18 protein-coding genes and 1 tRNA gene are annotated in these 18,234 nt (G+C 77.6%); 8 read left to right on the plus strand and 11 right to left on the minus strand.

Features of this window, described 5'->3' with window-relative positions; all coding sequences use genetic code 11:
• Window positions 1-141: 141 nt before the first annotated feature.
• Together E5225_RS14860 and E5225_RS14865 are read right to left on the minus strand one after the other, a co-directional pair.
• The gene (locus E5225_RS14860; RefSeq protein WP_135975423.1) at window positions 142-582 is read right to left on the minus strand and encodes an ATP-binding protein; all 441 of its coding nucleotides are present in this window, start codon (window positions 580-582) and stop codon (window positions 142-144) included.
• A 114-nt stretch (window positions 583-696) separates the two neighbouring features.
• Complete coding sequence (locus E5225_RS14865) at window positions 697-933, minus strand: PspC domain-containing protein (protein WP_135975425.1); 237 nt, start codon at window positions 931-933, stop codon at window positions 697-699.
• Between the two features lie 290 nt (window positions 934-1,223).
• Here E5225_RS14865 and E5225_RS14870 point away from each other — a divergent pair, with 290 nt between their 5' ends.
• From E5225_RS14870 to ligD, 3 genes are all read left to right on the plus strand, one after another.
• Window positions 1,224-1,475, plus strand: coding sequence for a hypothetical protein (locus tag E5225_RS14870; RefSeq protein WP_135975427.1), 252 nt, complete (start codon window positions 1,224-1,226; stop codon window positions 1,473-1,475).
• Complete coding sequence (locus E5225_RS14875) at window positions 1,457-4,384, plus strand: helix-turn-helix transcriptional regulator (RefSeq protein WP_243738411.1); 2,928 nt, start codon at window positions 1,457-1,459, stop codon at window positions 4,382-4,384. Before E5225_RS14870 ends, E5225_RS14875 begins: the two co-directional genes overlap by 19 nt.
• Window positions 4,385-4,449: 65 nt before the next feature.
• Window positions 4,450-5,517, plus strand: a complete 1,068-nt coding sequence (gene ligD, locus E5225_RS14880; protein ID WP_135975429.1) for a non-homologous end-joining DNA ligase — start codon at window positions 4,450-4,452, stop codon at window positions 5,515-5,517.
• A gap of 45 nt (window positions 5,518-5,562) precedes the next feature.
• Here the strand turns inward: ligD and E5225_RS14885 are convergent, their stop codons facing one another.
• On the minus strand, window positions 5,563-6,642 hold the full coding sequence (locus tag E5225_RS14885) for a M15 family metallopeptidase (RefSeq protein ID WP_244243668.1): 1,080 nt from the start codon (window positions 6,640-6,642) through the stop codon (window positions 5,563-5,565).
• A 128-nt stretch (window positions 6,643-6,770) separates the two neighbouring features.
• Here E5225_RS14885 and E5225_RS14890 point away from each other — a divergent pair, with 128 nt between their 5' ends.
• A complete protein-coding gene (locus tag E5225_RS14890) occupies window positions 6,771-7,919 on the plus strand; it encodes a hypothetical protein (RefSeq protein WP_135973617.1) in 1,149 nt (382 codons plus the stop codon).
• 26 nt (window positions 7,920-7,945) lie between these two features.
• Here E5225_RS14890 and E5225_RS14895 read toward each other — a convergent pair whose 3' ends face one another.
• Window positions 7,946-8,665, minus strand: coding sequence for a LiaF transmembrane domain-containing protein (locus E5225_RS14895; protein WP_135973618.1), 720 nt, complete (start codon window positions 8,663-8,665; stop codon window positions 7,946-7,948).
• Between the two features lie 149 nt (window positions 8,666-8,814).
• Between E5225_RS14895 and E5225_RS17605 the strand changes: the two genes are divergently transcribed.
• The gene (locus tag E5225_RS17605) at window positions 8,815-9,006 is read left to right on the plus strand and encodes a hypothetical protein (RefSeq protein WP_166435962.1); all 192 of its coding nucleotides are present in this window, start codon (window positions 8,815-8,817) and stop codon (window positions 9,004-9,006) included.
• Between the two features lie 512 nt (window positions 9,007-9,518).
• Here the strand turns inward: E5225_RS17605 and E5225_RS14905 are convergent.
• From E5225_RS14905 to E5225_RS14935, 7 genes are all read right to left on the minus strand, one after another.
• A tRNA-Thr gene (locus E5225_RS14905) sits at window positions 9,519-9,591 on the minus strand.
• A 79-nt stretch (window positions 9,592-9,670) separates the two neighbouring features.
• The gene (locus E5225_RS14910; protein ID WP_135973619.1) at window positions 9,671-11,203 is read right to left on the minus strand and encodes an alpha/beta hydrolase; all 1,533 of its coding nucleotides are present in this window, start codon (window positions 11,201-11,203) and stop codon (window positions 9,671-9,673) included.
• Window positions 11,204-11,315: 112 nt separating this feature from the next.
• Window positions 11,316-12,452: a DNA polymerase III subunit delta' gene (locus E5225_RS14915; protein ID WP_135973620.1), complete on the minus strand. Its 1,137-nt coding sequence runs from the start codon at window positions 12,450-12,452 to the stop codon at window positions 11,316-11,318.
• Entirely contained in the window at window positions 12,449-13,210 is a 762-nt protein-coding gene (gene tmk, locus E5225_RS14920) for a dTMP kinase (RefSeq protein ID WP_135973621.1), read from the minus strand. The genes E5225_RS14915 and tmk overlap by 4 nt, the downstream gene beginning before the upstream one ends.
• A 72-nt stretch (window positions 13,211-13,282) precedes the next feature.
• A complete protein-coding gene (locus tag E5225_RS14925) occupies window positions 13,283-14,296 on the minus strand; it encodes a Gfo/Idh/MocA family protein (RefSeq protein WP_135973622.1) in 1,014 nt (337 codons plus the stop codon).
• Window positions 14,297-14,435: 139 nt separating this feature from the next.
• Entirely contained in the window at window positions 14,436-15,389 is a 954-nt protein-coding gene (locus E5225_RS14930) for a PDDEXK family nuclease (protein WP_135973623.1), read from the minus strand.
• A 184-nt stretch (window positions 15,390-15,573) separates the two neighbouring features.
• Entirely contained in the window at window positions 15,574-16,554 is a 981-nt protein-coding gene (locus E5225_RS14935; protein WP_135973624.1) for a helix-turn-helix transcriptional regulator, read from the minus strand.
• 135 nt (window positions 16,555-16,689) lie between these two features.
• Here E5225_RS14935 and E5225_RS14940 point away from each other — a divergent pair, with 135 nt between their 5' ends.
• The 3 genes from E5225_RS14940 (at window position 16,690) to E5225_RS14950 (ending at window position 18,210) form a co-directional block, all read left to right on the plus strand.
• Complete coding sequence (locus E5225_RS14940) at window positions 16,690-17,112, plus strand: VOC family protein (RefSeq protein ID WP_135973625.1); 423 nt, start codon at window positions 16,690-16,692, stop codon at window positions 17,110-17,112.
• Window positions 17,113-17,305: 193 nt separating this feature from the next.
• Window positions 17,306-17,599, plus strand: coding sequence for a hypothetical protein (locus E5225_RS14945; protein WP_135973626.1), 294 nt, complete (start codon window positions 17,306-17,308; stop codon window positions 17,597-17,599).
• On the plus strand, window positions 17,596-18,210 hold the full coding sequence (locus tag E5225_RS14950; protein ID WP_135973627.1) for a hypothetical protein: 615 nt from the start codon (window positions 17,596-17,598) through the stop codon (window positions 18,208-18,210). The genes E5225_RS14945 and E5225_RS14950 overlap by 4 nt, the downstream gene beginning before the upstream one ends.
• Window positions 18,211-18,234: the final 24 nt, after the last annotated feature.

The following is an 18,234-nucleotide window of genomic DNA, read 5'->3' on the forward strand; positions in this document are numbered from 1 at the left end:
CGCCGGGACACGGACCTGCCCTGAAAATCCTGGACGAACGTATCGCTGCTGCGGCCCCAGCGCACAACGGGCAGGGTCCAGCGGCGCAGGACGGGCGGTCAGCGGGACCGGACCGCGCCCACGAGGGGCGCGCCGGAGGGGTCACTCGTCGGTGTCGACCTCGAACCACACGGTGGTGCCCCCGTCGGGCAGCCGGGCCGAGCCCCAGGCCGTCGACAGCGCCTCGACCAGCGCCATGCCGCGGCCGTTGAGGGCGGTCGGCTCGGGATGACGGACCTGCGGGGTGCCGCCGCCGCGGTCGGTGACCGCGACGCGCACGACCGGGCCGTCGACCCGCACCGCCACCCGCACCGGCTCGCCGGACGGGCCGTGCACGACCGCGTTCGACACCAGCTCGCCCGCGAGCAGCTCGATGACCTGGTTGGCCGCCCCGCCCACCCCCGCCCCGGCGACGGCGCGCATCACCCAGTGCCGCGCCTGACGCGACGCGCTGCGCTCGGCGATGACGACGAGCTCGTCGTCGACGATGGGCGGCGGCGCACCGCGCCGCCGTCCGCTGCGGAGGTCCCGGACGTCACCCACGCCCACCAGGGTGCACGAGAGACGCCCGTCCCGCCGGTCAGCCCGCGTGACGGACACCCGTCCGGATGACGGCCACCGGCGTCGCCGACGTGCCGCGTCGCCTGGGCGTCCAGGTCACGGCGTGGTCCGCACGCCCGGCACCCAGCCCTGCGACGGCATGCAGAACCACAGCACCGCGTAGATCAGGAACGGGCTCCCGGGGAGCACCAGGAGCAGCACCAGAACGAGCCGGACGATCCACGCCGGCACCCCGGCCCGCACGGCCACGCCGGCGCACACGCCCGCCAGCAGCCGGCCCGCGTAGGGGCGCACCAGCCCGGCACGCGCGAACGCGCTGCGGATCTCGTCCATGTGAGTCCTCCGTCCCGGGGCGGACCGTCCGCGCCCGACACCCGAGCCTGCCGCGCCGCGTGCCGGCGCGCCTCCGGGACGGACCCGGAGCCGACCCCGAGCCCGGCCGGCCGCCGGTCGGGGTGCGCGCCGCTGAGGCACCTCAGACGCCGGGCGCGGGGCCTCAGGGCGTGGCGGGCCGTTCCCGGCGCCGCGGACCCGTCGTCCGCCCGATCCGCCGGCACCCGCCTCACGGGCAACGTCGTCGTCGTGCCCGCGCACCGAGCGCCGGGCACGACGAGGAGGACGAGATGAGCACCACCATGTGGGGACCCGCGCTCGACGCCGAGATCGCCTACCGCCGCGAGCGCGTGCAGGACGCGCTCGCGTCCGCCCGCGCCCCGCACGGCGACCGGGAGGACGACGCCCCCCGGACGACGGCGGCGCAGGGCACCGGTCGGCACGCGTCCGGTCGGCACGCGTCCGGTGGGCACGGCTCCGGCCGAGGCCCCGGGCGTCGGTGGGTGCTGCCAGGATCGGGGGCGTGGCACGCGGCCCGATGAGCACCCCGTTCGTCGCGCGCTCGGCGCAGGTGGCCCGGCTGACCGAGGCCCTGGGCCGCGCGCGCGCCGGCACGCCCTCGCTCGTGCTGCTCGGCGCGGACGCGGGCGTCGGCAAGACCCGGCTCGTCCGCGAGGTGGCCGAGCGCGCCGGGGCGGACGGCGCGCGCGTGGTGACCGGGCACTGCGTCGACCTGGGCGAGATCGGGCTGCCCTACCTGCCGTTCGCGGAGGCGCTGGGTGCGCTGCACGCGCTCGACCCGGACGCGGTGCGTGCGGTCGCCGCCGCCCGGCCGGCGCTCGCGCGGCTCGCCGGCCCGGGCACGGTCGCGCCCCCGGGCGACGACGCCGCGGACCGGCTCCAGCTCTTCGAGGGCGTCGTCGAGGCGCTCGCGGCGTCCGCGTCGCCGGACCGGCCGCTGCTGCTCGTGCTGGAGGACATGCACTGGGCCGACGCGTCGAGCCGTGACCTGCTGCGCTTCCTCGTCTCGCGCCTCGCCGGGCAGCACCTGCTCGTCGTCGTCACCTACCGGACGGACGACCTGCACCGGCGCCACCCGTGGCGTCCCGTGGCCGCCGAGCTGGCACGGCACCCGCGCTCCGAGCGCCTCCTGCTCGACCCGTTCACCGAGGACGAGCTGCGGGACTTCACCGCGGCCGTGGCCGGTGCGCCGCTGCCCGACCCGCTGCTGCGCCGCGTGCGCGAGCGCGCCGAGGGAAACGCGTACTTCACCGAGGAGCTGCTCGAGGCGGGCGCGGACAGCGACGCGCTGCCGTGGACGCTCGGCGACGTGCTGCGCACACGCGTCGAGCAGCTCGAGCCGGCACCGCTGCGCCTGGTGCAGCTCGCGTCCGCCGCCGGCCGCCGGGTCGACGAGCCCCTGCTGCGCGCCGCCGCCGGCGCCGACGGCGACCCGGCCCTGGCCGCGCCCGGTGCGGTCGAGCGCGCGCTGCGCGACGCGGTGGCGCAGCACGTGCTGGTCGTCGAGGACGGCCGGATCGCGTTCCGGCACGCGCTGCTCGCGGAGGCCGTCTACACCGACCTGCTGCCGGGCGAGCTCGGCGGCGTGCACCGCGCGTACCTGCGGGCGCTCGACGCGGAGCCCGGCGTGGGGACGGCGGCGCAGCGCGCGGCGCACGCCGTGCGCGCACCCGACCTGCCGGTGGCCCTGCGGGCGTCGTGGGACGCCGCGGTGCAGGCGCACCGCGTCCTGGCCCCGACGGAGGAGCTGCGTCACCTGGAGGTCGTCCTGCGGCTGTGGGACGCGGCACCCGAGGTGGCGGCGGCCCTCCCGGAGCACCGTGCGGGCGTGCTGCTGCGCGCCGCGGGCGCCGCGAGCCGGGCCGGCGCCGCGGACCGCGCCGTGCAGCTCGCCCGCTCGGCGCTGGAGGCCCCGGACACCCCGCCGGGCGAGCGGCCCGCCGTGCGCACCATGGTCGCCCGGCACCTGCTCGGCGTCGACGACGTGCCCACGGCCCTCGACGAGGCGGCCCGGGCCGTCGCCGAGCTCCCCGACGCGCCGACGCCCGCGCGCGCCTGGGCGCTGGCCACGTACGCGCGCGCCGCCGTCAACGCGGGCCGGGAGGACGAGGCGGAGCAGCTGGCGGGCCGGGCGGTGGAGATCGCCCGGGAGGTCGGCGACGCGGCCGCCGAGTCGGACGCGATGGCGACGCTCGCGCTCGCGGAGCGCCTCGACCACGCGCAGTCGGCCCGGCTGCTCGCCGAGGCCCTGGAGCGCGCGGTCGGCGCCGAGGACCGGGCCACGGAGCTGCGGATCCGCTACAACCTCGCCTCGGCGCACTACGACGTCGGCGACCTGCCGCGGGCCGCGCAGGCGTCGGCCACCGGGGTGGCGCGGGCCCGGGCGCTGGGCATGTCCTGGGCGCCGCACGGCGTCGACCTGCACGCCCTCGACGCGATGATCCGGTTCGCGCGCGGCGACCTGTCGCCGCGCGCACCCGGCCCGGACGACGACGGGGACGTGCCCGAGTTCGCCGCCGCACTGGTCGCGGCGGGAGACCTGTGGGCGGCCGTCGCGCGCGGCGACGACGACGCCGTGGGCCGCGCGCAGGCGCTCGAGCGCTGGTGGGACCGGGACCCGCTCGTGGCGCTGCTCGCGGGCGGCAACGCCGTCGACGCGCTGACGTGGCAGGGCCGGCCGGCGCAGGCACGGGAGCTGCTGGACCGCGTCGACGCGCACCTGCGCTCGGTGTGGCCGCAGATGTACACCGGCGGCATCCGGATGAGCGCCCTGGCGCTCGCCGCGACGGCCGACGAGGCCGCGGTGCGGCGGCTCGCCGGCGCCGCGGTCGACGACCTGCTGGCGGACGCCGACGCACGCCTCGACCGTGCCGAGCGGACCGCGCAGGCACGTCGTCCCCGCCCCGGCGGCATGGGCCCGGAGGGCCGCGCGTGGCTCGCGCGGGCGCGCGCCGAGCACGCGCGGGCCCGCAGCGAGGCGGCACCGGCCCTGTGGGCGAGCACCGTCGCGGAGTTCGGCTACGGGCACGCGTACGAGGAGGCGCGCTCGCGCTGGCGGTGGGCCGAGGCGCTGCTCGTGGCCGGCGACCGCGCCGCGGCGACGACGCAAGCCGCGTCGGCGCTCGCCGCCGCGCAGGGCATGGGCGCCCGGCCGCTCGCCGAGGCCGTGCGCGACCTGGTCCGGCGCGGGCGGCTGGACGTCGCGGGCGTGCGCGCGCAGGGCGTCGACGTGCTGACCGCCCGCGAGGCCGAGGTGCTCGCGCTCGTCGCGCAGGGGCTGTCCAACCGGCAGATCGGCGAGCGGCTGTTCATCTCCGGCAAGACCGTGTCCGTGCACGTGTCGAACGTGCTGGGGAAGCTCGGTGCGTCCGGGCGCACCGAGGCGGTCACGGTCGCCCACCGGCGCGGGCTCCTGACGCCCCGGGCCTAGGCGCCCGCCCGGGGGCGCGGCTGCGACCTGGGCGGATGTCGGCGGGCAGCCCTACGGTGTGAGCCATGGCACAGAAGGCACCCACGGTCGAGCTGGACGTGCGCGGCCGCACGGTCCGCGTCACGAGCCCCGACCGCGTCGTGTTCCCGGCGCGCGGGCTGACCAAGCTGGACGTCGTCCAGTACTTCGTCGCGGTAGGCGACGGCATCCTCGGTGCGCTGCTGCACCGCCCCACGACGCTCGAGCGCTGGCCCAAGGGCGTCTTCGAGGGCGCGCGCATGTCGACGCGCCAGGACTCGACGGGTGACGCGTTCTACCAGAAGCGGCTGCCGCAGGGCGCTCCCGACTACGTGGAGACCGCCCGCATCGCGTTCCCGAGCGGCCGCACGGCGGACGAGGTCGCACCCACCGAGCTCGCGGTCGTCGCCTGGGCGGCGAACATGGGCACGCTGACGTTCCACCCGTGGCCGGTGGTCCGCGACGACGTGGAGCAGCCCGACCAGATCCGCATCGACCTGGACCCGCAGCCGGGCACCGACTTCGCCGACGCGGCGCGCGTCGCCCCCCACGTCCGCGAGCTCCTCGCCGAGCACGGCCTCGAGGGCGTGCCGAAGACGTCGGGCGGGCGCGGCATCCACGTCTTCGTGCCGATCGAGCCCGCGTGGACGTTCACGGACGCGCGGCGGGCCACGATCGCGTTCGGGCGCGAGCTCGAACGGCGGCTGCCCGACCAGGTGACGATGAAGTGGTGGAAGGAGGAGCGGGGGCAGAAGATCTTCGTCGACTACAACCAGATGGCGCGCGACCGCACCATCGCGTCGGCGTACTCGATCCGCTCGAACCCCCGCGCCACGGTGTCGGCGCCGCTCACGTGGGACGAGGTCGGCGACGTCCACCCCGACGACTTCGACGTGCTGACGATGCCGCAGCGCCTCGCCGACGTCGGTGACCTCTTCGCGCCGCTCGTCGCGCACGAGCAGCCGCGGTACCGCCTGGAGTCGCTGCTCGAGCTCGCCGACCGGCAGGAGCGGGACGAGGGCCACGGCGACCTGCCGTACCCGCCCGAGTACCCGAAGATGCCCGGCGAGCCCAAGCGCGTGCAGCCGAGCAAGGACCGCGACCGGCCGCGGTGACACCGGGGCACGTGCCGCGCCGTCACCCCCGCCGGCGGTCGCGGCTCAGCCGCGGTACTCGTAGTGCCAGTACTCGGGGTTGGAGCCGCCCTGACGCGCCCACGTGGGTGACACCCACCCGTACGACGGCCCGTTCGCGACGAGCCAGGCGCGCGCGGCGCTGTCCCACCCGTACGCGCACGGGAGCTCCGGCACGTCGATCGCGAGGCCGGTGCCGTGCGACGACGTCCCGGGCACGGCCGCGACCGCCCCGAGCGCGGCGCGCATCTCCACCTGGGTGTCGTAGTCGCGGTACGTGAGGTCGAGCGCGAGGTCGTGGCCGAGCGCCGCACGGAACGCGGCGTTGAGGCGCTCCAGCGCGGCCGTCGCGTCCTGGCGCAGGTAGAAGGGCGTCCCCTGCGAGTCGCGCGTCCACGACACCGCGCTCAGCGCCGAGGGGGGCAGGCGCCCGTTGCTGCCGTCGCCGCCCTCGGTGGGCACCGACGTCCAGAACGCGGGGCCGGAGTACGTGGTCACGCACGAGCGGTCGGCCGCCGGTGCGGCTGCGGGTGCGGGCGCGCCCGGCGCCGGTGTGCGCGGGCGGGCGGCGGCGGCCTGGGCGCGCGCCGCGGCCTGCGCGGCCTCGCGCGCGGCGACCGCCTCGGCGACCGCACGCTCGGCGACCGCGACGTCCGCCGCGAGCGCGCGCAGCCGCACCGCCGACGCACCGTCCGCCTCCCCCTCCGCCGTGCCGAGCACCCCCGCCAGCGCCTCGCGCACCGCCTCGTCGTCGACCCGCTCCGCGGAGGACCCGAGCGTGCCGTGGGCCTGCGCCACCGCGGCGTCGAGCGCCGCCCGGGGCCCTGCCTGCACGGCCGCGGCACCCGCCGTGCCGAGGAGGGCCGTCCCGGCCGCCGCGGCGGACCGGTCCGCGTCGACCGCGAGCGCGACCGCGGCGACCCGGGACTCGGCCGCGTCCCGCAGGGCCGCCTCGTCGCCCCGCCTCTCGGCCGTCCACGCCCAGCCGCCCGCTGCCGCGCCCAGGGCGAGCGAGGCGGCGGTGAGCACGCTGACGGCGACGCGGCGGATCTCGGCCTCCGGTGGTCGGGACTCGGCCGGCGCGGGGCACGGCAGGACGCGGACCACGGTAACGGTGCCGGCGCCCGCTCGCCGCACCGGCGTCACACCTCCGAGCGCTCAAGGCCGCCGCCGGGCGAGCCGATGCCACAGGCATGCGCACCGCCTCGCCGACCCTCCCGGCGGGGACCGCACCGGTGGCCACGACCGGCGCCGGCCCTGTCCTCGCCCGCCTCCTCACGCCGTCCGAGGTCGCGCACCTCGACCGTCTCCGAGAGTGGCTGGAGGAGGACGGCGTCGACGTGGACAACGCCGCGTCCCTCGACGCCCGCTGGGGCCGGTTGCTCGCGACGCACCCCGCCGACGGGCCCGCCCCCGCCGGGGTCGCCGCGGCCATCGGCATCGCGGTCGGGGACCTCCTCCTGCGCTCCGTGCCGGGCGCGACCTGGATGATGTGCCCCGGCCCCGACGGCGCCACCCCCGGCGTCGTCGCGGACGGCCGCGTGCACAGGCCCGTGCTCGCCGTGCTCGACGCGCACGCCCGCTGGCGCGTGCGCGCCGCCGACTGGACGGTCGACTACGTGCGTCGCGCGGCGCAGCACCTCGCCGCGCCGCCCGAGGAGGCCGCACCGGCCACCGAGCCGGCAGCGCCCGAGCCGTCCGCCGCCGAGCTCGTCGTGCCCGAGCTGGTCGACCCGGCGCCCCTCGACCCCCAGCCCCTCGACCCCGAGGTCGCCGACACGGCGGCCGTCGAGCCCGAGGTCGCCGACACGGCCGGCCCCCCGGCCCCCCTCGACGCACTGTCCCCCGCCTGGCGGCCCCCGACGCCCGCCCCGGCGACGCCCGCGTGGGCGCCGGTGCACGCACCGTCCCCGGCCGCGGCCCCGCTCCCCGAGGCGGATGTGGTCACGTCGTCCACGCCCGTCGTCGCGCCGGCCTCGACCCTCACGCCCGAGGACCTCCCCCACCGCCCGTCGGCGCAGGTCCAGGACCTCGCGCTGCGCGCGCTCGAGCACGCCCTCGAGCAGGCCGTCGCCCACCCGGAGGGTGCGGCCCCGTTCGTGCTCGTGCGGGACGACGCGGGCGTCCACCTGACGACGTTCCCGCACGGCGACGCGGGCACCCTCGAGGCGCGCGAGCACGCCCGGCGCTGCGGTCTCGCGGCCGCCGCGGTGGGCTGGACGTCACGCGCGGACGCGGTCCGCCCGTACCCGCGCGCGGTGGTCGACGCCTCCGCCGCGGGTGAGCCGGGCATCCGGGTGGCCCACGCGTTCCTGCACGACGCGGCGGGTGGCCGCGAGATCGGCGGCCCCGAGGTCGTGGGGCAGGCGGCTCCCGTCCTCTGACGGCGCGGGCGGGCCCTCCCGCGCCGTCACGGACGTCCCGGCACGCCCGGCTGCTCGACCGGTGCGTCCGCCGGCGTCTTGCCGTGCCGGACCTCCACCCCGCCCATGAGCGAGACGACGCGCACGTCGAGCAGGGGCGCGGCCGGGTCCGCGGGTGCGACCGTCTTGTCCTCCCAGCCACCCAGCAGCGGCAGCCCACCGATGCGCACGCGCCACGTGCGCGGTACGCGGATGTCCACGCCGCCCCAGAACGTGAACACGTCGATGCGCGCCTGCCCCACGATGTCGGCCTCGCGCAGGTCGAGGGAGACCCCGCCCATGACGGCGGTGAGGCTGGCACCGGTGAACCGCTGCGACCGCGTGCGCGGCTCGGCGCCCCACCAGAACGCGAACGCGGTGACGTGGTCCGCGTCGCCGCCCGACGAGCCGGCGCGCAGGAGGATGCCCAGCCCGACGGCCACGATCGCCACGGGCCACAGCGCGGACCACACGTCGGGCTCGACGACGCCCAGCTCCACGAGCAGCAGGATCGCCCCGACGGCCGTGACGACCGCCGGCCCGATCCACGCGCGCGGCACCACCACCGCGGACACGACACCGACGGCGATCACCGCGAGCGGCCACCACGTGCCCACCACGGTGCCAGGATCGACGTCGAGGACGCCGGTGCGCTCGAGCAGCAGCACGACCCCGACCGCGACGACGAGCAGACCGAGGAGCACCTGGCCGGGGGGACGTCTCTGCATGGCCGTGACGCTAGCGGCCCGGTGTGCCCCCGGGCACCACCCGGTCGCCCGCTCCGCCTGCCCCGGACGCCGCGCGCCGGCGTCCCGCCGGGCCTACCGTGGCCGACGTCCACCCCGCCGCACCGCGCGGCGACGACCTGGAGGTGCACATGAGCAGCCCGATCCCCGACCCCGGCGCCGTGCCCGACGAGCCGCTGTTCACCGACGTCCCGGGCGACGACGCCCAGCCGGACGACCCGCGCGAGGAGGAGCCGGAGCCGAGCGACGGCACGCCCCTCGGGGTCCCGGACGCGCCGGACCCCGACGACCTGCCCTTCCCCGGCGGCGGCAACCCGTCCTGACGGCTGTCGGCGGCCGGTCGTAGCGTGGGGGCATGACCGGCGCCGACGTCGCACCCGGGACCGAGCCCGCCGACCCGCGGAGCCCGGCCGAAGTGCGGAGACCCGTCGACCCGCCGACCCCGACCGGCCCGCCGGCGGCCACGGACGCCCGTACCGACGCCGAGGCACGGCTGCACGCCGTCGCCGCGGCCTTCGCCGACGTGCCCGGTGTGGTGCTGCCCGCGGTCGGGCGCCGCCACTTCGGCACCGCGACGCTGCGGGTGCACGGGCGGATCGCCGCGTTCACGCCGGGCGAGCACCTGGTGGTCAAGCTGCCGCGCGACCGCGTCGCGGCTCTGGTCGCGTCCGGCGACGGGCTCCCGTTCCCGGACGACCGGCCGCCCATGCGCGAGTGGGTGAGCATCGCGTCCGACGACGCGGACGTGTGGCACCGCGCGGTGGCGGACGCGCTGGCGTTCGTCGGCCGGAACGGCGACGGCCCCGCACCGGTGGGTGCGGGGCCGACGCGGACGAGCCGCCTTGGGGAATCGAACCCCAGACCTTCTCATTACGAGTGAGACGCTCTGCCGACTGAGCTAAGGCGGCGCTGACGTCGCGGCGGGCCCGAGGGCCACCGGAACGGCGAGCGCGCCCACTGTACCCGGCGGCGCGCCCGACTCCAAAGTCAGCAGCGGGTCCCGTCGGCCGGTGCCGTGCCGGTCAGCAGGTACCCGTCGACGGCGTCCTTCACGCAGGAGTTCGAGCGGCCGTAGGCGGTGTGCCCCTCGCCCTCGAACGTCAGCAGCACGCCCGACGAGAGCATGCCGGCGAGCGACTCGGCCCACGCGTACGGCGTCGCCGGGTCGCCGGTCGTGCCGATCACGAGGATCGGCGCGGCGCCGGGCGCGGCGTACGAGTCGAGCGCGCCGACCTCCGGCACGGGCCAGTCGGCGCACGACGCTCCACCGTAGGAGAAGAACTGCCCGACCGTCGGCGCGACGGCGGCGATCTCGGCGGCCTCGGCCTGCATGTCGGCGAACGCCGACGGCGCCCGCTCGTCGAGGCAGAGGATCGCCGTGAACGCCTCGTTCTGGTTGGTGGTGTACGTGCCGTCGGGCTCGCGCCCGTAGTACTGGTCGGCGAGCTGCAGCAGGGGCGTGCCGTCGCCCGCCTCCAGCGCCGCCGTCAGCGCCTGCGTGAGCACGGGCCACGCCTCCTGCGCGTACAGGGGCGTCGCGACGCCGCTGAAGGCGAGCGCGACGGTCAGCTCGCGGTCCGTGCTGGTGCGCATCGGGTTGGCGCGGGTCCGGTCGAACAGGTCGCCGATCTGCGCCATGCCCGCGTCGACGTCGCCGTCGAGCGGGCAGCCCGCCGCCGCCTGGCAGTCCTCGACGTAGGCCCGCAGCGCCTCCTCGAACCCGGCGGCCTGCCCCGCGGCGACCTCGCCCGAGTCGAGCGTCGGGTCCATCGCGCCGTCGAGGACGAGGCGGCCGACCCGCTCGGGGAACAGCGCCGCGTACGTCGCGCCGAGGTCGGTGCCGTAGGAGTAGCCGAGGTACGTCAGCGCGTCGTCGCCGAGCGCGGCGCGCAGCACGTCCATGTCCCGCGCCGCGCTCGCGGTGTCGACGTGGCCGAGCAGCGGTCCGGTGCGGTCGAGGCACGCCTCCCCGTACTCGGCGCTGCGCGCGATCGCCTCGTCGACGCCCTCGGGCGTCGAGAAGTCCGGCACCCACGCCGTGAGCGCGTCGAGGTCGGCCGGCTCGACGCACGTCACCGGGGACGACGCCTGCACCCCGCGCGGGTCGAACGCCACGAGGTCGTACGCCGCGCGCACCTCGGCGCTCACGAGCACCTGGAACGACGGGAGGAAGTCGATCGCCGAGCGCCCCGGACCGCCGGGGTTCACGAGCAGCGAGCCGACGGGCTCGCCCGAGGACGCCGGCACGCGTCGCAGCGCGACCGTGATGGTGTCCCCCGCCGGCTGCGACCAGTCGAGCGGCACGGTCGCCTCGGCGCACTGCTGCGACCCGCACGCGCTCCACTCGAGCTGCTGCTCGTAGAACGGGGCGAGGGCGGGGTCGACCCCCTCGCTCGCGGAGGAGCCCGCGGCGGACGTGGGGGCGGAGGACTGGTGCAGGGGCGACGGCGTGCACGCGGCCAGCCCGAGGGCGGCCAGGACGGCGAGGGCGCACCGGCGCAGGGTGAGGGGCGTCGGCATGGCACCTACGGTATCCGCACCGCCGACGCACCCGGGGCTCCGTCGCGGGCCCGCACGCGCTCCTCCCCGGGCGTGCACGCGACGTCCGCACGGGCACGGCCGCCGCGGCGGGTCAGCCCTGCGGGCGCAGCGCGATCGCCATCGCCTCGACCGCCAGCAGCGGCGCGACGTTGCCGGCCAGCCGCGTGCGGGCCTGCCCCACCGCGTCCATCCGGCGCAGGGTCTGCTCGGGCGTGGACCCGGCGGCGAGGGCGCGGACGGCCTCCTCCTGCTCGACGTTGACGAGGTCGACGTCCGCCCCGAGCTGCACGACGATCACGTCGCGGTACAGCGACAGCAGGTCGACCATCGCGCGGTCGAGCACGTCGCGCTGCGCGCGGGTCGCCCGGCGCTTCTGGTCGTCCTCGAGCGCCTTGACCTGCCCGCGCAGCGCGGGCGGGAGCGTGGTCGCACCCTCGGCGCCGAGCGACCGCAGCAGCGCGTTCTTCTCGGTCGCGTCGCGCTCCTCGGTCGCGGCCCTCGCATCGGCCTGCGCGGTCTCGACGAGGGAACCGGCCGCGAGCACCGCGTCCCCGACCCCGCGCACGCCCGTCGCGATGCCGAGCACGGCGGCGCGCCGCTCCCGCGCCTTGGGGTCGCGCGCGAGGCGGCGGGCGATGCCGACGTGGCTCTGCGCGGCGCGGGCCGCGACCACGGCGGTGCGGTGGTCGACGCCGTCGCGCCGGACCAGCAGCTCGGCGACCGCCTCGACGGGCGGCACGCGCAGCGCCACCGAGCGGCTGCGGCTGCGGATCGTGACGAGCACGTCCTCGGGGCTCGGCGCGCACAGCAGCCACACCGTGCGCGGGGGCGGCTCCTCGATCGCCTTGAGCAGCACGTTCGCGCTCTGGTCGTTGAACCGGTCGGCGTCCTCCACGACGATGACCCGCCACCGCCCCTGCGACGGCGAGCGCTGCGCCAGCTCGACCAGCGGGCGGGTGGTGTCCACGCGGATGAACACGCCCTCGGTGGCCACCAGCGTGACGTCCGGGTGCGTGCCGCCGAGCACCGTCGTGCAGGCGTGGCACGTGCCGCAGCCGCCGGCCTCGCACTGCAGGGCCGCGGCGAAGGCGCGCGCGGCGTTGGACCGCCCCGACCCCGGGGGGCCCGTGATCAGCCATGCGTGCGTCATCGCCGCCGGGTCCTCGATCGCGTGCCGCAGCACCGCGACCGCGGGCTCCTGCCCGACCAGGTCGTCCCAGACGCTCATCGGCCGAGCCTCCCGCCGACCGGTGTCTCGGCGTCACCCGTCGACGCCCCCGACGTGGTGGCAGCCGTGGTGGCCGACGTTGTGGCAGACGCGGCGCCGGGCGCCGGCACGGGGCCCAGCAGCGGCGCGAGCCGGTCACGGACCGCCGCCGCGAGGACGTCCGCCGGCTGCACCGCGTCGAGCACGAGCCAGCGTCCCGGGTCCGCGGCCGCCCGGTCGAGGAACGCCCGGCGCGTGCGGCGGTGGAACGCGTCACCGGCGGACTCGAGCCGGTCGGGGTCACCCGTGAGCCGCGCCAGCCCCACCGCGGGGTCGAGGTCCAGCAGCACCGTGACGTGCGGCAGCAGGTCGTACGTCGCCCACAGGGACAGGTTCTCCACCTCCGCCGCGCCCAGCCCGCGGCCGCTGCCCTGGTAGGCCACCGACGAGTCGAGGTACCGGTCCGTGAGCACGATCGCGCCGCGTGCGAGCGCCGGGCGGACGAGGCTCGCGACGTGGTGCGCGCGGTCCGCCGCGTACAGCAGCGCCTCCGTGCGCGGGTCCAGGTCCTCGCCGTGCAGGACCGCCTGGCGCAGCTCCCGCCCCAGGGGCGTGCCGCCCGGCTCGCGCGTGACGACGACCTCGCGCCCCAGCGCGGCGAGGTGGTGGCCGAGCAGTGCGACCTGCGTCGACTTCCCCGCGCCGTCGCCGCCCTCGAACGAGACGAACACCCCGGCGGGTGCGCCGTCACGTGCGTCGGCCGGTCGGTGGTGGGTCACGGCGTCAGGCTAACGCCCGCCCCGGACACGGCGGCCCCGGCCCGGCGCGAGGCAGGCCGGGGGCGCCCGGTGTCAGGCCGCCGGTTCGCCCGGGTAGACGACGCCCACCTGGCGGCGGACCTCGTCCATCGTCCGCATGACGTCGAGGGTGCCCTGCCAGGTCATGCGCGGGCTCTCGGTGTCACCGGCGGCGACGCGGCGCGCCACCTCCGCGGCCTCGTACTGCAGGCCGCGCGCGTACGGCTGCTCGAACGTCCACTCGCGGCCGTCGCGGCGGGCGACGCGGAACTGCGTGGGCCCGTAGAAGCTGCCCGCGACGCGGATGTACCCCTCGGTGCCGGAGATGGACGAGGTCGTCGGCGTCTTGGCCCACAGCGTCGTGTTGAGCGTCGCCTGCACCTGGTCGCCGTACTCGAGCACCATCGAGATCTGCCCGTCGACACCCGTGGGCGTCAGCTGCCCGTAGGCGTGCACGCCGGTCGGCACCCCGAGGAAGTCCTGAGCCCACGAGACGGGGTACACCCCGAGGTCGAGCAGCGCCCCGCCTGCGAGCTCCGGCGCGTACAGCCGGCTGCTCGCGTCGAACGGGAAGTACTGCCCGTGGTCGGCCCGGATGTTGACGATGTCGCCGATCTCACCGGCCTCGATCACCTGGTGCAGCGCCGCGACGTGGGGCAGGAACCGCGTCCACATCGCCTCCATGACGAACACGCCCGCCGCCTTCGCGGCCGCGAAGATCTCCTCCGCCTCGGCGCTGTTGCGCGTGAACGACTTCTCGACGAGCACGTGCTTGCCGGCCTTGATCGCGAGGAGCGCGTGCTCGTGGTGCTCGGAGTGCGGGGTCGCGACGTAGACGGCGTCGACCTGCTTGTCCTCGACGAGCTCGCGGTAGCCGACGTGCGTCGTCGGGATGCCGTGCGCGGTGGCGAACCGCTCGGCGCGGTCGCGGTGCCGCGACCCGACGGCCACGAGCTGCGCACGCGTGAACTCGCGCACCGAGTGCGCGAACGTGGAGGCGATGTTGCCGGCGCCGAGGATGCCCCAGCGGATCGGCGGTGCGGAACGGGGGTCCTCGGTACGAGCCATGCCGCCAACCTAGCGGCCCCGCGACGACGCGTCCGTGCGACGCCGCCACCGAGCCGGGCGCCGCTGCCGGCCGCCCGCCGGCACGAGGTGCAGATCCGCCGGGGACAGCAGGCTCGTGGGCCGGCCGATCTGCACGTCGCTACCCGCCCGGTGGGCGCAGCGGGTGGCGGCGGACGGTTCTCGCCACGGTGCCCGCGTGCACGTCCCGGGCCGTGAACCGGAGGACGACGGCGCCGGTGGCCACGATGGCGTTCTGCCGCGCGCGGTCGTGGAAGAGCGCCGCCGGTGTGCCGTGCGGCCCGGCACCGTCGATCTCCGCGACCAGCAGGCGCCCGTCCCGCAGCCACCACCCGAGGTCGCCCCGCGCGAGGACGCGTCCGCCCGCGTCGCGCACCGGCACCTGGAGGTCGTGCGGCGGGACGCCGGCGTCCTGGCACTGCAGACGCGCCCACGACTCGAGCGGCGACTGCGCCCTGCCGTCGACGAGGGCCCACCACGTCGCGGTCCGCGCCGCGCCGCGCCGTCCGCGCGTGGCCCGCTGCACCAGCGCGAGGTCCGCCGGCCGGACCAGCCGGCGCTGCAGCGCCGAGTCGAGGACCGCGACCGCGTGCGGCCGGCTCAGCTCCGGCACGGCCTGCGCCAGCGCGCTGACCGGGTCGACGACGAGCGCGCCCCCGAGGCGGAGGACGCGCGTTCCCTCGCCGAGCCGGCGCATCCGGACCCCGCCGCGAGCGGCGTGGGTGGCGCCGCGGCGCGAGGCGACCTCGGGAGCGACGCCCGCCGGCAGGCCCTCCACGCCGAGGAGCGCGAGCGCGCAGCAGCCCGTCGCCACCGCGTGGTCGACGCCGACGGTGAGCAGCGCGAGCCAGGCCGTGCGCACCCGCCGACCGGCCGGGTCCGCCGGCCCGCCGACCGCCTCCGCCGCCACCTCGTGCACACCGGTCACCACCGGGGCGAGCACCCCCGCCCGGCGGAGCGCTGCGCGCCGGGCGTCGGTCACCCCGGCGTCGTCGCACTGGCGGGACGAGAGGAGGCCCGCCTGCGCGGCGGCGAGGCGCAGCAGGTCACGGGGCAGCAGCTGAGGTCGACGCACACGGCATGGGACCGCACCCGCGTCGGGCGCCGACCGCCAAGCGCCGCGACCGGTGGACGCCCCGGCCACCACCGGCCCCTGTGGACGCGTCGACGCCCCCACGCCCGGCGACGAGGTGCAGAAGAGCCGGCTTCTCGATCCGATGAGCCGGACCACCTGCACCTCGAGGGGACGGGACGGTGGGTCAGCGGAGCGGAGCGGCCGCACGGGTTGCCGTCATGAACCGGTCCGCGACCTCGGTCAGCGTCGTGGCGAGCTCCGGGGGGTGCACCACCGTGAACGGCGCGCCGACCAGCCCCAGCGCCGTCGCCGCCCACAGGAGGTCGTCGACGTCGAGGCGCACGCGGCACCGCCCGTCCGGCTCGTCCGTGACCGACAGCCACCACGTCGCCCGGCGCCGGACGTCGGCGGCCGGCGCGTCCACCACCGCCTCGACGCGCCACCGCTCGGGGCCGCCGCTGACGCGCTCCCGCACGTACGCGGCGACGTCGTCCGCCGGCAGCGGCCGCGGTGCGAACGGTCGGCCGGTCCCGCGCGCCCCGCGCAGCCGGTCCAGCCGGAAGACGCGCCAGTCGCCGCGGTCGACGTCCCAGGCCACGAGGTACCAGTGCGCGCCGAGGGGCACGAGGCGGTACGGGTCGACGGTCCGGTCGGTGCGCGCACCGTCGGCGGCGGTGTAGGCGAACGCGAGCCGCTCGCCGTCCCGGCACGCGAGGGCGAGCGCGGTGAGCGCGTCGGGGTCCGCGCCGCCGCTCTCCGGGGTCGTGCCCCACGTACCCGGCACGGTGACCGCCCGCAGCGCGTCGACCCGGCGGCGCAGCCGCTTCGGCATGACGGGGACGACCTTGGCCAGCGCCCGGACGGACGGCTCCGCCAGCCCCGCGATCCCCGTCGACGCCGCCGCCGACAGCCCGACCGCGAGCGCGACCGCCTCGTCGTCGTCCAGGACGAGCGGGGGCAGCGCCGCGCCGGGCGCCAGGGTGTAGCCGCCGTCGACCCCGGGCTGCGCGTCCACCGGGTAGCCGACCTCGCGCAGCCGGTCGACGTCGCGGCGCAGGGTCCGGATCGACACGCCGAGCCGGTCGGCGAGGTCGGCGCCCGACCAGTGCCGGCGCTGCTGCAGCAGGGACAGCAGGCGGAGCGTGCGCGAGCTCGTCACGGCCATGTGCCGAGTGTGCCGCCATCGCGGTCAGGAAGTGGCACCGATCGTCCCTAGCGTCGGTGACGACCCCGACGGCCCTGACCGTCACCCGCCGTCACCGGCGCCGCCGGCCCGGCCCGACCCGTGAGGAGCACCACCATGACCGTCACCACCACCACGCACCTGAACTTCCGCGGCGACGCCCGCGCCGCCCTCGAGCACTACCGGGGGGTGTTCGGCGGCGAGCTGACCGTCGTGACCTACGCCGACGCGCACGCCGTGCAGGACCCCGCCGAGGCCGACCAGGTGATGTGGGGACAGGTCGCCTCCCCCGCCGGTTTCCACGTGATGGCCTACGACGTGCCCGCGCGCCTGCCGCACGACGCGGGCACGAACGCCTTCTTCGTCTCCGTCCGCGGTGCCGACGCCGACGAGGTCACCCGGTACTGGACGGCGCTCGCGGACGGCGCGACGGTCCTGCAGGACCTCGCTCCGGCCGGGTGGGCGCCGCTCTACGGGATGCTCGTCGACCGGTTCGGCGTCACGTGGGTGCTCGACGTGGCCGTCGCGTACGCGGGCTGAGGAACCGGACCGGGCGGGTCGGCCGGTCGGCCGGTCGGCCGGTCGGCCGGAGACGGCGGACGGGCCGCCCGGACCGTGCCGGCGGTGCTGCCGCGGGCGCGACCCCGGCACCGCCGCGGAACTTTCATCCTTGCCGGAATCGGGCCATACCGGACACGCTCGACCGTCACCGGGGACCGGCGAGGGGGCTGCCATGCGGCACGACGACGACGTCCCGCACGAGGACGAGGAGTACGTCGGGATGCTCGGCGACGGCTGGACCGTCGACCGGAGCGGTGCCCACCCGGCCGTCGACGGGCCCTGCCCCGTGTGCGGGGGCGCGGCCTTCGGGCCGGACCCCGTGCTCGGTGGCCGAGCGGGGGACGCGGTGGGCGACTCGCCCGGGCTCGCCGTGCAGCGGCACGCCGTGCGCGCCCGGTGCGCGTGCGGCCGCGACCACGGCGCCGACGTCACCGGGTGCGGACGCACGTGGTGGGTGCCGGTATGACGCGCGAGACGCTGCCGCCCCAGCACACCGCCGCGGTGACCGCCTCCGACGGGGCCGCGTACGAGCGCATCTGGTCGGAGTACACGCAGCAGCTGTCCACGCTGCGCACCCGCGCGGCCACCTACGTCGCCGCGCTGGCGTCCATCACCGGTGTCCTCGGCACCGTCGCGGTCCTGAGCACCGGGACGAGGCTCGAGCAGCTGTCGCGGCCGTGGGGGGTCGTGGCCGGCGTGCTCGTCCTGCTCGCCGCCGCCGCCGTCGTCACCGGCCTCGTGCTCGTCTACGACGCCGCGACGACCACGCCGTGGGACGCGGGCCGCGACACCCTCGAGCCCTACATCGCGACGGCACGGGTGGACGGCGCCGCGGCGGCGTGGACGTCGGCGGTCACGACCGCGGTCGGCCGCGCGCGCACGTCGCTGACGGTCGCGCTGTGGGTCAGCGTCGGCGCGGTGGCGCTGATGGCGGCGGCGCTGTCGCTCGGCTGGTGGGGGCCGACCGGCGGTGCCGCGACCGGCACGTGGTGCGTGCAGGTCGGGGGCACCACCCTCGAGGTCGACGCGCCGCCGCGTCTCGTCGACGGCACGTACGAGGTCGTCGCCTGCGGGTGACGACGCGCGTCGTCACCCCGTCGT

It is taken from the genome of Cellulomonas shaoxiangyii (genome assembly GCF_004798685.1).
In the GTDB taxonomy this organism is placed as follows: Bacteria; Actinomycetota; Actinomycetes; order Actinomycetales; family Cellulomonadaceae; genus Cellulomonas; species Cellulomonas shaoxiangyii.